This is a genomic window from Cohnella sp. LGH (assembly GCF_017671885.1).
Classification (GTDB): domain Bacteria; phylum Bacillota; class Bacilli; order Paenibacillales; family Paenibacillaceae; genus Cohnella; species Cohnella phaseoli.
The window spans coordinates 4415675-4431636 of sequence record NZ_CP072117.1; the positions used below are offsets into that span (position 1 = coordinate 4415675).

12 protein-coding genes are annotated in these 15962 nt (G+C 55.9%); 3 read left to right on the top strand and 9 right to left on the bottom strand.

Annotated features, from left to right (window positions below):
• Nucleotides 1-97 precede the first annotated feature (97 nt).
• The 3 genes from J4772_RS19060 to J4772_RS19070 all read right to left on the bottom strand — a co-directional run bounded on the left by J4772_RS19060 (nucleotide 98) and on the right by J4772_RS19070 (nucleotide 4210).
• Nucleotides 98-1102: a FecCD family ABC transporter permease gene (locus J4772_RS19060; protein WP_209076737.1), complete on the bottom strand. Its 1005-nt coding sequence runs from the start codon at nucleotides 1100-1102 to the stop codon at nucleotides 98-100.
• Entirely contained in the window at nucleotides 1095-2150 is a 1056-nt protein-coding gene (locus tag J4772_RS19065) for a FecCD family ABC transporter permease (RefSeq protein ID WP_209076739.1), read from the bottom strand. Before J4772_RS19065 ends, J4772_RS19060 begins: the two co-directional genes overlap by 8 nt.
• Nucleotides 2151-2221: 71 nt before the next feature.
• Complete coding sequence (locus J4772_RS19070; RefSeq protein WP_247741150.1) at nucleotides 2222-4210, bottom strand: ABC transporter substrate-binding protein; 1989 nt, start codon at nucleotides 4208-4210, stop codon at nucleotides 2222-2224.
• A 179-nt stretch (nucleotides 4211-4389) separates the two neighbouring features.
• Between J4772_RS19070 and J4772_RS19075 the strand changes: the two genes are divergently transcribed.
• Both J4772_RS19075 and J4772_RS19080 read left to right on the top strand, forming a co-directional pair.
• The gene (locus tag J4772_RS19075) at nucleotides 4390-5280 is read left to right on the top strand and encodes an ATP-binding cassette domain-containing protein (RefSeq protein ID WP_209076742.1); all 891 of its coding nucleotides are present in this window, start codon (nucleotides 4390-4392) and stop codon (nucleotides 5278-5280) included.
• Complete coding sequence (locus J4772_RS19080; RefSeq protein ID WP_116060393.1) at nucleotides 5277-6068, top strand: ABC transporter permease; 792 nt, start codon at nucleotides 5277-5279, stop codon at nucleotides 6066-6068. Before J4772_RS19075 ends, J4772_RS19080 begins: the two co-directional genes overlap by 4 nt.
• A gap of 196 nt (nucleotides 6069-6264) precedes the next feature.
• Here the strand turns inward: J4772_RS19080 and J4772_RS19085 are convergent, their stop codons facing one another.
• Complete coding sequence (locus J4772_RS19085; RefSeq protein ID WP_209076745.1) at nucleotides 6265-7062, bottom strand: TetR/AcrR family transcriptional regulator; 798 nt, start codon at nucleotides 7060-7062, stop codon at nucleotides 6265-6267.
• 259 nt (nucleotides 7063-7321) lie between these two features.
• Between J4772_RS19085 and J4772_RS19090 the strand changes: the two genes are divergently transcribed.
• Complete coding sequence (locus J4772_RS19090; RefSeq protein ID WP_209076748.1) at nucleotides 7322-9490, top strand: EAL domain-containing protein; 2169 nt, start codon at nucleotides 7322-7324, stop codon at nucleotides 9488-9490.
• 38 nt (nucleotides 9491-9528) lie between these two features.
• Here J4772_RS19090 and J4772_RS19095 read toward each other — a convergent pair whose 3' ends face one another.
• From J4772_RS19095 to J4772_RS19115, 5 genes are all read right to left on the bottom strand, one after another.
• Entirely contained in the window at nucleotides 9529-10803 is a 1275-nt protein-coding gene (locus J4772_RS19095) for a hypothetical protein (RefSeq protein ID WP_209076751.1), read from the bottom strand.
• A gap of 161 nt (nucleotides 10804-10964) precedes the next feature.
• Nucleotides 10965-11732, bottom strand: a complete 768-nt coding sequence (locus J4772_RS19100; protein WP_209076754.1) for an ABC transporter ATP-binding protein — start codon at nucleotides 11730-11732, stop codon at nucleotides 10965-10967.
• A 39-nt stretch (nucleotides 11733-11771) separates the two neighbouring features.
• On the bottom strand, nucleotides 11772-14114 hold the full coding sequence (locus J4772_RS19105) for an ABC transporter permease (RefSeq protein ID WP_209076756.1): 2343 nt from the start codon (nucleotides 14112-14114) through the stop codon (nucleotides 11772-11774).
• A 10-nt stretch (nucleotides 14115-14124) separates the two neighbouring features.
• Complete coding sequence (locus J4772_RS19110) at nucleotides 14125-14787, bottom strand: TetR/AcrR family transcriptional regulator (protein ID WP_209076759.1); 663 nt, start codon at nucleotides 14785-14787, stop codon at nucleotides 14125-14127.
• 156 nt (nucleotides 14788-14943) lie between these two features.
• Complete coding sequence (locus J4772_RS19115; RefSeq protein WP_209076762.1) at nucleotides 14944-15918, bottom strand: iron-hydroxamate ABC transporter substrate-binding protein; 975 nt, start codon at nucleotides 15916-15918, stop codon at nucleotides 14944-14946.
• Nucleotides 15919-15962 lie beyond the last annotated feature (44 nt).

Consider the following 15962-nt stretch of genomic DNA (forward strand, 5'->3'; position numbering starts at 1 on the left):
CGAGTATCCGTCCTCCGGCTATTTATTAACGATATACTTTCAGTGTACACGCCAGACGGCAGCCGGACAATCGTCGCGTTCCGGACAACCGCCCGGTTTACGTCCTCGCCTTCCCTCTTCGCATGAGCAAATACAGGAAGAACGGCGCTCCGATTCCTGCCGTAAATACGCCGGCGGGAATATCGAGAGGCTGAAACAGCGTTCTGCCTGCCAGATCGGACAGCATCAGCAGATTGGCGCCAAGCAGCGCAGAGATCGGAATGATTCTCGCATGCGAGCGGCCGGCAAGCCTTCTAGCCATATGGGGCGCCAACAGTCCGATAAAGGACAGCGTGCCGGCTACGCCGACCGCCGCTCCCGCCAACGCGACGCTGATGCCGATAACGATAATGCGATGAAGCTGAAGGCGGCTGCCCAGTCCAATGGCTGCGGCGTCTCCCAGCGACTGCACGTTCAATTCCTTAGCGTAAAGCAGAGCGAGCGGCACGAATAGAGCGACCCAAGGCCACAACGCCTGAATGTACGTCCAATTGGTTCCATAGACGCTTCCCGTCATCCAGTTCAGCACTTGAGCGGCGAGATACGCCGGACCGCTGATCAGCAGGAACATCGTGATCGCGCCGGCGGCCGTCGAGATGCCGATTCCGATCAGCACAAGCCTCATCGGCGACACGCCCTTGCTCCAGGCCAGCACGTAGTTGATCGCGGCCGCAACGAAAGCTCCGCCGATCGCTACGACCGGAATCCAGTGAACGCTGTATCCCTGGAACAATGTCATGAAGGCGACGGCCGCAACCGAAGCGCCTCCCGTCACTCCCATCAGATCGGGGGAAGCGAGCGGATTGCGAACGACGCCTTGCAGCAGCGCGCCGGACACGGCCAAAGCCGCCCCGACCAGCAGCGCCGCCAAGATTCTGGGCATCCGCAGCTTCATGACGATCAGATCGCTGCCTTGGTCGTTCCTTCCGAGCAAAGACAGAACGACCTCCTTGAGCGGAACGTTCGCTCCTCCTATCGACAAACAAATTAGCGCAATGAACACCGTCAACACGGTTAACGACAGCAGCAGGTACAACGACCTGCGCGAATTCCGCCTACTCATGTTTCCTCCTTCTCGCGACGCGGATCAGAAACGGAACACCGATTAGCGCCGTCGCGACTCCTACGGGAACTTCCTTCGGCATCAGGACGAACCGCGAAGCCAGATCGGCCGCAACAAGGAGAATGGCGCCCGTTATCGCGCAATAGGGAAGCAGCCAGCGGTGGTCGTTGCCGACGAGCTCCCTGCACAGGTGCGGAACTACGAGACCCACGAACGCGATCGGACCGGCGATGGCGACGGAGCTGCCCGCGAGCAGCACGACGGCGACCGCCGCCGCCGCTCGGGAGAGCAAGAGCCTCTGGCCGAGGCTCTTGGCGTTGTCGTCGCCGAGCGCCATGACGTTCAGCGATCCCGACAGCAGCATTGCCAAAGCCAATCCTGCCAGCATGTAGGGGACAACGTCCGCCAGATGCTCCAGCTTCCTGTCTGCGACGGATCCGATCATCCAGAACAAGGCGGATTCCAGCGATTGCTTGTGAAGCAGCATCAGCCCGGACGTGACCGACGACGCGAAAGCCGCGATCGCCGCTCCGGCCAAGGTCAGCCTGACCGGCTCGAATCCGCCTCGTTCGCGGGCGCCGATCGCATAGACGAACGCGGCAGCCGCGATTGCGCCAGCGAACGCAATCCAGATCATGCCGCCAAGCGTCAGGGACGAGCCGAAGGCAATCAAACCGACGACGACAAACAGCGACGCGCCCGAGTTGATGCCTAGCACCGACGGCGACGCCAGCGGGTTTTTCGTAACAACTTGCATGATCGCTCCCGCAACGGCAAGACAGGCTCCCGTGGCAAGCGCCACAAGCGCCCGCGGAACCCGAGTCGTCGTCAAAATCAGATGGTCGTTGGAACCGTCAAAATGGCGATAAGCTTGCCACAACTCCGGTATTCCATAACGATGAAGACCGAGCAAAACGCTCAATAAGACGCTTACAAGCAGCAGCACCGCGCCAACGACCAAACCGGCCAGCCTCAGCCTGCGGTTATGTAAACGAAACGTATTTTCCTTTGAATGCTTGGATTGCTTGGATTGCTTTAATTGCTTCAACTGCCTCACCCGTCGCCCGAAGCTCAACAAGCCGACGCGTTACGAGCGTCAGCTTGCCGGCGTACCTTGTTTTATTTCACTTCGAAGTAGGCGCTCAGCTCGTCCAGCAGCAGGTTCGCCGCTTCGTAGCCTCCGGCCGTGTTCCAGATCGCTTCGTCCACTTGAATCACCTTATTGTTCTTGGCTACGTTCAAGTTTTTGAACAGCGGATCGTTCATCCATTCTTCCACCACTTTGGCCGCATCCGTAGAGCCCTGGTTTTCCGATACGAAGTAGAACATGACGTCCCCGTCCATACTCGGAATGTTCTCCTTGGTCATGACCTCGATGAACGCGTCCTTATCCTGCGCCTCCGGACGGGCGATTCCAAGCTGGTTCAGCAGCACTCCCGCGAAAGTTTGCTTCTGGTAGATCCGAACCTGCGAGGCCGAGAAACGGACCAACGACACTTTCGTCGCCGCCTTGTCTCCCAGATTGGCCTTCACTTCCTCGACGCGCTTGTCGAACTCGGCCATCGCCTTTTCGCCTTCCGCCTTTTTGTTGACCGCTTCGGAGTACAGCGTGAAGTTCTCCTTCCAGTTGCCGCCCAGATCAGCCGCGAATACGGTCGGAGCGATCGCCTTCAGCTGCTCGTATATTTTTTCCTGCCTGACTTTATTGCCGATAATCAAGTCCGGCTCAAGGCTGGCAATTAATTCGACGTTCGGTTGAATCTCGTCCCCTACCGCCGTTACGCCTTCCATTTCGTCCTTGATATGGTCGTACCATGGGTCCCCGATCCAGGATTGCACCGCTCCGACCGGCTTGATGCCGACCGCAAGCAACGCCTCCGTTCCTTCGTTGGTCAGAATGACGACGCGCTTCGGCGTGCCGACGAGCGTCTCTTCGCCCATCGCGTGCTTGACGACGCGCGGCGCCTCGCTCTCGGACGCCTGCGACGCGGATGCGGACGGCGACGGCGTAGCGGCGCTGCCGGACGAAGCCGCCGGACTTGCGGAAGGACTGTTGTTTGCTGCGCCGCACGCTCCAAGCAATAAAGATAGACCGAGCAGCAAAGTTGCGAATGCGAGTGTTCTAGATTTGGCTTGCCAATGCATGTGTAAGACTCCCTCTCTCTCCAATTGATAATGATTCTCATACTCATCAACAATATAGCGAGACGAAGCGTCCTTCACAATAGAGAATCCGGACAAACGAAATGGATTATAGCGACTGCCGCCCAGATCGGAGACGCCGGCGTTCTCCCTGAAGCGTATCGGCGAAACTCCCTCGGACTTCTTGAACAGCCGGCTGAAATAATAGCTGTCTGCGTAGCCGACGCACTCAGCTATATCCTTAAGGACGAAATCCGTCGTCAGCAGCAGTTCTTTCGCTCTATTCATGCGCACGCGAATGAGGTAGTCGATCGGGCTCGTTAGCGTCCTGGTTTTGAACAGCCGCTGCAGGTGCCGGGGATGGCAGTCGAGCAGCTCGGCAAGAGCTTCCAGCGTAATGGGCTCTTTGTAGTTCTCGTGAATATAGCGTACCGCCTGCGCGGCCGGATCGGGCTTAAACGCGGCAACGCCTTGGTCGGCGAACTGCCGCAGCAGCTCGTGCACGAATCGGTAAAATAGAGCTTTGGCATATAGTCGCTCCTCCGGCTTCTCTCCCTGCCAGCTTCGGTTCATCCGAACGAGCGGATCGAACAGGGCAAGCGGATCCCCGGGCTTAAAGTCGTATCGCAGATGGAACGGCTTCTCCTTATCCAGCAGGCTTGCAAGCTCTTGGCGGCAGGGCAGCGGCACATTCGCCTTATACAAAATCAAATAATATTCGAGCAGCTCCTGCGCCTCAATCTCCAGGCACATGCCCTTGCCCCCGTGCAGCACGTGAAATCGCTCCAGCGGCTTGCTCTCTCCGTCCAAACCGACGATCGCGCTTCCGCGAACAATATAAATAAAGGCGCTGGACGGCAGCCGATAAGCCCGCAGAGCCGCTCCCCGCTCCATATACGTATGACGCAGATCCAAGACTTGAACGAACGCCTGATTCCACAACAGGACGTGGTCTTGATAATTCAATGCGACGCTCCTCCCCGCTTCTTTTTCTCTGCAACGATTATAATTGAAAATCATTCTCAATAACAGGATTGTTTTAGGCGATCGCCGATCGTTCCGGGAAAAATTTGTTGCTCAAAAACAGTGTGCATAATATACTGTTTATGTCACATACAGTTTTAAGAGGAGAAAGGAGAAATCGAATGTATCCATTTGCCATCGAAACGAAAGGTTTGAAGAAAAGCTTCGGCAAACAAGTCGTGCTGGACGGGGTCGACCTGTCTGTACCTTCCGGCAGCATCTATGCGCTGCTTGGACCGAACGGCGCGGGCAAAACGACGCTGATCAACATCCTGTCCACGCTGACGGCAGCCGACGCGGGAGAAGCGAGAATTGCGGGGTACAACGTCTTTGCGGAGAAAACGAAGGTGAAAAGCTCCATCAGCTTGACCGGTCAGTTCGCAGCCGTGGACGAAATGCTGACCGGCGAAGAAAACATGCGGATGATCTGCAGGCTTTCCGGGCTGTCGCCCGCAGAGTCCAAGGCCCGCACGGCAGAACTGCTCAAGCAATTTGAACTGGAAGCGGCGGGCAAAAAACGGGTGAAATCATATTCGGGGGGCATGCGCAGAAGGCTCGATCTCGCCGTCAGCCTTGTCGTCGACCGGCCGGTACTGTTCCTGGACGAACCGACGACAGGCCTTGATACGATTAGCCGACAGACATTATGGAAAATCATCCTTCGATTGAAAGAGCGCGGCGTTACCGTCTTCTTGACGACGCAGTACTTGGAGGAGGCGGACCAGTTAGCCGACAAAATCTCGGTAATCGACGGAGGACGGATCGTCGCGACGGGAACGGCCGCGGAGTTGAAAGCCCGCTTCGGCGAAGAAGTGATCGAGCTGCGCGACCGCAATGAAGCGTTGCTGAGAACGGTCGCCACGTCCGGCACGATCGCTGACGTCCGGCAGGCGCTGTCCGAGCTCGCTCCCCTGCTTCCGCCCGATGCGCGGGTCAGTCTGCGCAAGCCGAGTATGGACGACGTTTTCCTGGCTCTTACATCCCAACCGCGTTTGGAGGAATCGATCTTATGAATGACTTGTCTCGTCTGACGCCGTCGCCGGCATCCTTCTTCGCCGCGAATGCCGTCTTCATCGGACGCAGCGTCCGTCTCAGCCTAAGGAACGTCGAGGCGCTGCTTATGGCCGTCATGCTTCCAGTGATGCTTATGCTGCTGTTCACCTATGTATTCGGCGGCGCGCTCGACCCGAGCGGCAACTACGTCAACTATGTCGTCCCGGGAATTATTTTGCTGTGCGCCGGCTTCGGATCTTCCAGCACGGCGGTTGACGTCTCCGTGGATATGACGAACGGCATTATCGACCGCTTCCGCACGATGCCGATCCACAGCATGGGCGTCATAACCGGACATGTCGCCGCCAGTCTTACCCGCAACCTGCTCGCCACCGCGGTCGTCATCGGCGTGGCTTTCCTCGTCGGCTTTCGTCCTAATGCGGGCCCGGCAGAGTGGTTAGCGGCGCTTGGCATCATCGTGCTGTTCATTCTCGCCTTCACCTGGCTGTACGCCGCGATCGGGCTGGTCGCGAGCAGCCCTTCCGCAGCCAGCGGCTACGGCTTTGCCCTGCTGTTCCTTCCTTACTTGTCCAGCGCTTTCGTACGGACGGAGACGATGCCGGGCTGGCTGCAGGACGTTGCCAACCATCAGCCGATTACTCCGGTCATCGAGACGATTCGCGGTCTGCTGACCGGCACACCGATCGGCAATCAAGCTTGGCTGGCCGTCGGCTGGTGCGCGCTGCTCATCCTTGTCGCTATCGCTTGGTGCGGCATCTCGTTCCGTCGCAAGGCCGGACGCCGATAGACGGCACAGAAGCCGCCTCATAAATAAAGAGGGTCGTACGAAAGGATGATCACTTAATCGATCATCTTGTGTACGACCCTACTCAGGGGACATCCCCTGATCTTATGTTCAACAGGAGAATTTCACGACGGCCAAGGCAAACGCTCCGCTCCTACAGGAGATACACGCCCCTCTTTCTCATCGTTTACTTATTTCGTTATCCCTTCCTAGTATCCAAATAATGCTGAACGCCGTCCAGAATCCGCTCCAGCCCGAAATCGAAGTCGTTGCCGACCGTGCTCGTCTGTTCGTTCTCCCCCGCGTAAGTTCCCGACATGACCATCGGATACAAGTGAGGGAAGTTGTCCGGCTTGACCAGCTGCTTCAGGGCCGCGCTGTATTCCAGCCCGTTAAAGGTATCCGGATTGGCCCCCGCCTTGAGCGCCTGGCCGAAATCGCGGTTGATCAGCCCGACGGAGCGGCTGTAGCTGCTCAGAAGCAGCAGGATCGACATTTTCTCGTGCTCGTTCAGCGGAAAGGAGCGCATCGTCCCCAGCATCCAATCGACGATCTTCAGCGTGTTCGGCATGATCGGGATGGAGGTTACCGGGATATCCCCAAACCAGGGATGCTTGACGAATACCTCCACGCACGCCCATACGTACTCCCGCATCTCGGCCCGCCAATCCCCGCTCTTTCTTTCCGGTAACTCCAGCTCGCTTACGGAATCGTACATCAGCATGAGCAGATCGTCTTTGCTGGCGATATACCGATAGAGCGACATTGTCGTGAAGCCCAGAGACGACGCCACCCGGTTCATCGATACGGCCGCAAGGCCGTCCCGGTCAGCCAGCGCGACCGCGGCGTCGACGATCTTCTTGACGCTGAGTTCTCCTTTTGGCCCCCGAGTTGAAGGTTTGACCAGCCCCCATCCGAGCTTGGCGCCGTTCGGCAGCTTCTGCAGCGCCTCTTCGTCCAGCCCGTCTCCAACATTCCCATTACGTGTCCGTTCCATCGTTCTCTCCTTGAAGGGTGAGCGAGCTTCGCCAAGAAGCCGCGCAGAAAGTGTATATGATGTAAACAGTATATCACAACTACCGGCAGAAGCTTGAATTATCCGACACACGAAACCGCTATCGCATGCACGCTCACACTTTCCTAACACTTTTTTAAAACTTTCGGCAAAAAAACTAATAAATTTGTGGGAAAATGGATTTTGTCGGCAACCAGATGTAGCTTCAATAGACGAAATCGTAAGCCGGGAGAGGTGGCCCATGACGCCCTATAAGGTTCTCATCGTGGATGACTCTAGCTTGGTGCGCAGCATTCTGACCAAGCTATTTGCCAAGGACGACAGCTTCATCGTAGTCGGAGAAGCGAGAAACGGATTGGAAGCGATCGAGATGATCGTTTCGAAGCGCCCCGATCTCGTGACGATGGACATCGAGATGCCGGTTATGGACGGGCTGACGGCATTGAAGCAAATTATGCACGATTGCCCCGTTCCCGTCATTATGGTCAGCAGCTATACCGACGAAGGATCGGAGTACGCACTGGAATCGCTGGATAGCGGAGCTTCCGACTTCTATTTCAAGGACCTGCTCCTGCAACCGACGGACGAAGGGCTACACGAAGAAAATTTTCTGCTGCGCTGCAAAGTCGCTATGAAGCAGAAATACAAACCCATATCCGACCAATTGTTTAAAATTCAAGAGCAAAATCACCAACTTATTTTGGAATCGTTTTCACATTTAGTCAAAATCGAAGAAGATTTGGCGATCGTGCACGAAGAGCTGCGAGGAACGCTGCGAGGGCAGCGCGGCCTTATTTTGAAGCTGTGCCGCGCAAACGGAAAATACATATGCATGTTCGGCGAAGGCGAGCTGTTGAGCTTGTTCGGAATGCCCTCTTCCCAGTTGGCCGGCAAAGATACCGTCGAGCTGTTCTCCCAGGAGCTGGCGCGTTATCAATCCGCCTTCTACAATCAGGCCTGGAACGGAGAAAAGCTGATCAGCTACGAGATGCAGTGGAAAGGCCTTTATCTGCTGACCCATCTTCGCCCTGTCTTCCGGGACGGAGAGGTGATGAGCATTCTGATGGTCAGCTTCGACATCAGCCCGCAGCGCCAGATGGAGCAGAGAGTCGTCTTCCTTCGGGACAACGACGCGCTGACCAAGCTTCCCAACCGATCCTCTCTCGTGCGCTGGCTGGACGAAACGATCCATCAGACGCAATCGCTTCTTACGATCGCTTCGATCGATCTCGATCACTTCAAAGTCGTTAACGATGTGTTCGGTCGTAACGTAGGCGATCGTATTTTGCAGATCATCGCCAGGCGCATCGAAAACTGCGGGCTGTACGAGAAACACTTCTATACGGCGCGCATCGGCGGAGACGAATTCGTGTGCGCTTATACTTCAAGCAGCGAGAAGTCCAGCCGACTGCTCGCAGAAGCCATCTTCCAGAGCTTGATAAAGCCGATCTCGCTGGACGATCAACAGCTTCCCATGCGCATCAGCATGGGGCTCTTCTCCGGAGAGGCGAGCGGATACGGCGCGTACGAGCTGCTCGCCAATGCGGAGAATGCGATGTACGTCGCCCGCAAGCAGGGCGGCCATCAGATGAAGTTCTGGGAGCCTTCGCTGAACGAGCAGATCAAACGCCGGGTCCAGATCGAGCTGCAGCTTAAGAAAGCGATCGAACGGCAGGAGCTTCGACTCGTCTATCAGCCTCAATACGATTGCCTCAACGGGAATGTAATCGGCTTCGAAAGCCTGATCCGTTGGAGAAATCCGCTTCTCGGCGACGTGTCTCCGGTCGAGTTCATCCCGATCGCGGAAGAGTCCGATTGCATTATCGAAATCGGAGAATGGGTGCTGCAGCAAGCATGCCGTTTCGGCAAGCAGCTGCATGCGGAGACGGACTCTCCTCTGAAAATCGCCGTCAATCTGTCCTCCAAGCAATTTGCCGACGTTCATCTGTGCGCTACCGTTAAGCACATTCTTAACGATACGGGGATGAACCCTAATCTGCTTGAGCTGGAAATTACCGAGAGCATGGCGATGGATGCACAGACGACGATCGCAACGATGCGGGGGCTGAAAGACATCGGCGTCAAGCTCGCCATGGACGATTTCGGCACAGGCTACAGCTCGCTCCGGTGGATTAAGGAGTTTCCTCTCGATTGCTTGAAGATCGATCGCTCCTTCATCATGGATATTTGCTCTAACGTATACAATCATTCCATCGTCAAAACGATTGCGGCACTGACCGAAAGCCTCCAGCTGCAGACAATCGCCGAGGGCGTTGAAAACGAGGATACTGCGAAAATTTTGAACGGATTCGGCTGTACGATCCATCAAGGCTTCCATTACAGCAGGCCGATCGAAGAACACGATGTTTCGAACACCTTCCGCATTTTGACGAGAAGCGTTGGAGATTGAACCAATATCGCGGGAAAAATAGGCTTATTCAAGATCGTTTAAGCGTTGGGACGTAGTTCGAGAAGCTTGCCTCCGGGGACGTCGTAGACGTACTCCCCGGAGTAACCTTCTCCATCAGCTCCGAACCATTCGAACGACACGCGCAGCCTGCGATCGTCCAGCCATTCCTCGGACCGGAACAGTGGGTCGGAACGGTGCTCGTTCACCGTCGTCTCCGCGCCCCATTCCCGCCGCAGCGCTTCGAGATCCGGCAGTGCGATTTCCGAGCCATCCCGCGCATCGATCACAATCGTTCCTCCCCAAGTGCGGGCCTCATAGGATACGGCCGCATAACGGCTGTTCGGGGACCAGACAAAGGAATGACTGTAGTACCCCGTAGTCGACCATAGCTCTTCCCCGGAGCTTGCTTTCACGAGTCGGATCCCTTCCGCGGGATGCAAGCCGCCCGCGGCGATACCCTCATTTACGCCATAGGCTTCGACCACATACTTGCCGTCCGGCGATTCCGCCGATTCGTTGTTCACGCCTAGCTCCGCTAACCCGCTCTCCCCATGGGAAGCCGCTGCCTGTTCATCCTCGACGAAACGAAAATCCGTTAACTCGTATTTTCCTTCCTTATAGCCGACTTCTGCAGTCAGCTCGCCGATGTATTCGGGCATCGCCCCCTGTTCCGGAACGCCTAGCCCTATTACGATCTGCAGCCCCGCTCCGGCTATTTCGTAGCCAATCCAATTCCCGAACGACAATTCCTTGTCCGCATACCGGCCAGGAATATCATGCCTTGCCTTCAGCCTGTCGATCGCTTGATCGATCTGGGATCTGACGTCGTCCACCGACAGCGGATAATCGCGGAGATCGTCAAGCTCGACGATGTGCAGCTCTTCTACGGAAATTCCCGTTCCAGACCCGATATATAGATTAACGGCCAACTCGTCCTGGCCATCGGCATCGAAGTCCCCAATCTTCAGCCTGGGCTCTATTCCGCGCGGAGTCATGTAAATCCAATCGTACTGCCGCGTGAGATCGCCGACTTGCAGTGTAACGCCATTCTCTTCGGCGAACAGATAGATGCTCCGCTCGGGAATCGAGGCCAGTATATAGGTCTGAAAAGTCTCCTCGTCCCCAGGGATCGGCTGCTCGTGCGCGACATTAGTCGCAGCACCTGCTGCAGGTCCCCCTTCCTGCGAGAGAGATTCGCCGACTGCCGCCGGGCTTAGGTTTATATTTCTATCGGAACAGGATGCCAGTAGCAGCCCGCCGGTGATGAGTCCGATTAATGCGAATGCCCTGCTTTTGCCGAGATCAATGGACACGATTTCCGCCCTCCGCCGGTATGTGATTTCTTCTTATATTAAGACGCGGCGAATTGGGAAAAAGTTTAGAAGTTTTCCAAAAAATCCAGAAATAAAACGCGCTCCCCTTCGGCTTGCTCCGTTCCCGATTGTGGCATCTTCCTGCCTCCTCCCTCTCGTCGTTACAGTCCCAGGCTCGCCAGCCAGCCGGCAAGCTCCTCTTCCCTTGCCCTGCCGTCCTGTTTTTCCTTCTTAAGCTTACCGAGCCGACGCTCGGCTACAAGAGATCCGTCCAGCATAAACAGAATGCGCTCCGTCTTCGCCGCTACCTTAACATCGTGGGTCACAAGCAAAATCGTCGTACCGGATTCATTGATATCGGCGAGCAGGTCCATTATCTCTCCCGCGGTTTTGGAATTAAGCGCGCCGGTCGGCTCGTCTCCGAACACGATTTCCGGCTGATTGATCAGCGCCCGACAGATGGCGGCTCGCTGCAGCTGCCCTCCCGACGCCTGCGTAATGTTCTTGCCGGCTAGCTCGGCAATGCCCGACTTCCGCATATATTCCAGCGCTCGTGAGTTAATCTCCTTGCGGCTGCTGCGCTTGGCCAGGTAAGCGGACAAAACGATGTTGTCGAAGAGGGTCAAGTTTTTAAGCAGATGGATGTGTTGAAAAATAAACCCCATTTTCGCCAGCCTTAGCTCGGACAGCCGCTTCTCGGAGTACGAGGAGATTTCCTCGCCGCCAAACGTTACGCTGCCGGAGCTGGCTCGATCCATCCCGCTCAAGCTATACAGCAGCGTGGACTTGCCCGAGCCCGACGGCCCCATTACCGCTATAAATTCGCCCTTGCGAACTTGCAGGTTCACTTTTTTCAGCGCCTGTTGTCCGTCATTGGGGCCGTTTGCATACGATTTGCTTAACTCTTTCGCTTCCAACAGCACTCCCATCGCAATTCCTCCTTGTTAGGGCGTGTATGCATACACGCCCTAGGTCGCATTCATCTCCGAAATGTTCATTTTCCTGATCGATACGAGGCTGACAAGCGCCGTAACGGATACGGCGGCCAGCAGCAGAAGCGGATACAGCACGTAAGCCTGAAGCGGATCGATGGCGAATTGAATGCGCGCGGCTCCCATAAACGACATGGCGAATCCCGCTACGCTCTGTCCCGCCGTATTGGAGAGCACGGTTCCTACGGCGATGCCGACGGCAAGCACGATTAGCGCCCTCGTCGCATACTGGATGCGGAGATGCCGCAGCGAGAAACCGATGCTTCTCATAATTGCGATTTGACCGGCGTCCTTGGCTACGGCCATCTTCAGGAACAGCGCCGTAATGAGCGCCGATACGAGCAAAGCGACGGCCGTGGCCACTCTCGTGACGAGCCTGAGCTGATCGATCGTATTGCCGAACGTCTGCGCCATGTAGCCGGCCAGATCGGTCACCTTCGCCGGATTCATCTCCTGCGCGTACTGCTCCCTTTTGGCGGCGACGTCCACCCCGGGCTTCAGATCGACGGCAAGCTCATAGCGAAGCACCGTTTCGGGCCGAACGGGCAGCGCCGCCTTGGCCGTGCGGCCCCCGTTCGTTACGTCTTGATAGATGCCGCTCACCTTAAGCGTTGTTTCCCGACCGTCTACGATAAGCCGGATCGGATCGCCCACCTTCTTCTCCATTTCTTGGCCGTTCAAATAGGAGAGCGCGATCTCGTCGGCCCGCGACGGTGCCGCTCCCTGCAAATATTCCAGCTGGAACGTCGTGAAGTCCCCGGTTTCCACGGTCATATTCTCAAGCGCGCCTTCGGCGCCGATCGTCTTGAACGAGCCGACAAGCACCGCGGCGTAGCGCTCCACGTCGCTGTCGTTCTTCAGCTGCGCGAGTATGCGCTCATAGTCGTCCTCGGCTGAGCCGGCGTGCTGCAGATCGATACGCAGATCGCTCTTCTCGATGCCCATATAGTTGTTAAAGTCGGGCGATTGCACCGTATGAAAAAAGTTGATCGGCACAAGCATAATAAACGAGCTGATTATAAAGACGAATAGCAGCATCCGATACATCTTAAAGCGGCCGACGATATCCTTGACGGCGAGAAACAACGGGACGCTGAGGGTTCTGCTTCTGTGCAGCGACGGTTTCGTTCCGGACGGCCGCGCTTCCCCCGCCGTTCCGGAGCGCAGCGCTTCCACTGCCGAAATCCGATTAAACCGCTTTAAAGTCAGCATGCAAAACAAAACGACGATGGCGAAAATAAAGAAAGCGGCGGCAATCGGAACGAGCTGCAGCGCCGGCCCCTTCGGTGCTGTGCCGATATAAAGCATAATATTGCGGGTAAACAGCGGATGAAGCAGCAGCGACGTCGCATAGCCGATAATGGATGCGATTGCGGCCGTCATCACGTATTTCAGCAAATAGAGCTTGCGAATCTCTTTGGGTGCGATCCCGATCGCCTTCATAACGCCGATCTCCCGGTAATCCTCTTCGATCGCCGCAAGAATCGTAAATCTCAGGCATAGAATCGCAATCGCCCCGATCAAGAAGCTGACCAGAAGAATGACGGCCGCGAGCAGCCCGTCCGTCAACGCGTTCAGCGTGCGGAACAGCGTATGGTCGATAGCCGGCCCCAGCTTCGGCAAGCTCGAGGTCTCGTATGCGGTTCTAAATTCGCCAAGCTTGGCGGCATCCTTCAGTTGAAATTCAATCAAATATTCCCGCTCTCCGATTCCGCTGCCGTTAAGCCGGGCAAAATCCCTTTCGTCGACGACAAAACGCTTCGAATGAATAATGGAAGGATTCATCTGCACATCCCGGACAAATTCGGAGACGGTAAGCTCCATGTCGAAGCCTTCGGCGGCGATCCGCACCTTGTCTCCGATTTCCAGACCGTCGCGCTGCTTGTAATAAATCGGGACCGCAACCTCTCCCCGTTTTACCTGTATCACTTGGCTGTCCAGATTAAGCAGCAGGTCGAAGTAAGGATTCTGGCGGACGAAGTAATGGTCCATTACACCGCCGCTTCCGACCGTCGATTTATCGCCCAGCGCAAGATGAGCGTCTTCGAGTCTGATCATCTCGGCGGTCTGATGCTGCCGAACAAGGCTGTTGTCTCGCGCCCACCGATCGATATATGCACGATCGACTTCTCCGGCATGCATCTGCACGTAGTGCGGCACGCCGGATTTGGCGAACAGCGCTCCGAGCGAGTTGGACAACTCGGCGATCATATTCGCTCCGCTAGAAGCGAGCAGCGCCGATAGCGCGATAAACACAAGCAAAGCCGCGGAAATGCTTTTGTTGCGAAGCCAATCCCTTCTCAGCATCCGAATAAGCATCTTCTTGACGTCAGCTCCCTTCCCCGACTGCGGCCGGACCGTTCGTCTCTTTCGTTACTACGCCCATCATATAAGCGAAGCTGCCCCGCTCCGCCCCCAGAGTCGATTCCATGACGGCGGCGAAAGCGGTCGCCTTCTTCTCCAACTCCTCCGGCTCCCACTGAAAGATGCCTTCATCGAACAGAAACTGCGACGATACAAGCAGAAACTCCACTGTTTCACGCGGGTACTGTGTATGAAAAACCCCTTCCTTTATCCCCTGCTCGATAATTCCCGTCAGTACGGGCACAAGGCGGACGATGGTCTCCACCAGGCTTTTCTGATGCATCTGCGCATTATCGACCTGGTGAAGCTGCTCGATCATCCGTTCCTTCCCCCCCGTTTCCGGGCCGCCGGACGCAACGATCCGGAACATCTTCTCATGGGCGGTCAGCGTAGTGTCTGCGGCGATTGCTTTGGCCGCCTCCACCCCCGATTCGATATACCGCATCACGATCGCATCCATTACTTCCTCTTTCGATTGGAAGTGATAATAGAACGTTCCCTTGGCGATCCCAACCTCATGCAAAATATCGTTAATCGTCGCGCGAGAATAGCCTTTAATTGCAAACAGCCTTTCGGCGGCATCCAGAATTTCGTTTTTCCTTTCCTCGGGCTTCTTGGAGACTCTCATTAACGTTCCCTCCGAACGATTCCTCTTCATTAGATCGACCGACCGTCGGTCTATGAGTGATAGTAACATTTTACCAGTCCATCCGTCAATAACCCTTCATAGAAAAACCGCTCCCCTGCGTCCATAGGACGAAGGAGAGCGGCTGCGTCTGATTCGTTAGTTTTCCAGAAATCCTTTTTTGAAAATGTCCAGCAAATATTCGAGCGTCGTCGGATCGCTGTACGAAGAGGCTTCCGTATCGATCTCGATCACTTTGCCGTCTTTCACGGCCGGGATATTTTTCCACGTCTCCGAATTCAGAAACGCGTTGTCTCCAGTACTACTTTTGCTCAAGACGATAAAATCTCCGGCATATTCGGGAATAACTTCGAGGGACAGCGTGTAGTAACCCGGCCCAAGAGCGTCCGCTTCTACCTTATCAGTCATCTTCAGCCCCATCGCCTGGTACAAAATTTCGGTTCCGCGCGCCCAATTGTTGCCGAATACATAGAAATCCTTCGCATCGTATTCGAGCACGGATACGGTTACGTCGGCACCGTGCTTGGCTTTGATCGCTTCTCCCGCCGCTTTGGCGCGGCTGGTGAAATCGTCGATCCACGCCTGCGTCTCCGCTTCCTTGTTGAGCAGCTTGCCGATTTCGAGCTGCTGCGCCAAATAGTCCAGCTTGCCCCACGTATATATAATGGTAGGGGCGATCTCGCTCATCTTGTCGAGGTTGCTCATCCAGGAACCGGCAATGATCAGATCGGGCTCAAGCTCAATAATCTTCTCCAGATCGGCATCGGATACCGTCTCTACCGAGGCTAATTTATCGGTGAACAGCGGATTTTTCTTCGTCCACTCGTCCACGCCTACCAATTGCCCGCCCAAGGAAATAATGTTCGGCGCGTTCGTCAAGCCGATAATCCGCTGCGGGTTGGCCGGAATCTCCACGGGACCATTCTCGGATTCGTAGGTGACGGTTCCGGAGCTTGGGTTCTGACTCGCAGCCTCGCTGCTTGCCGGAGCGCTGCTCTCCGCAGCGGCGCTTGAAGAAGCGCCGGCATGGCTTGGCTCCGAGGATTGCTTACCTCCGCATGCGCTCACAATCAGAACAAACATTAGAACGGCGGGCAAAAGAACTTTTTTCATGATTGAACTCCCCTCGACTATAAAACTTCAACATAAAGCAATGG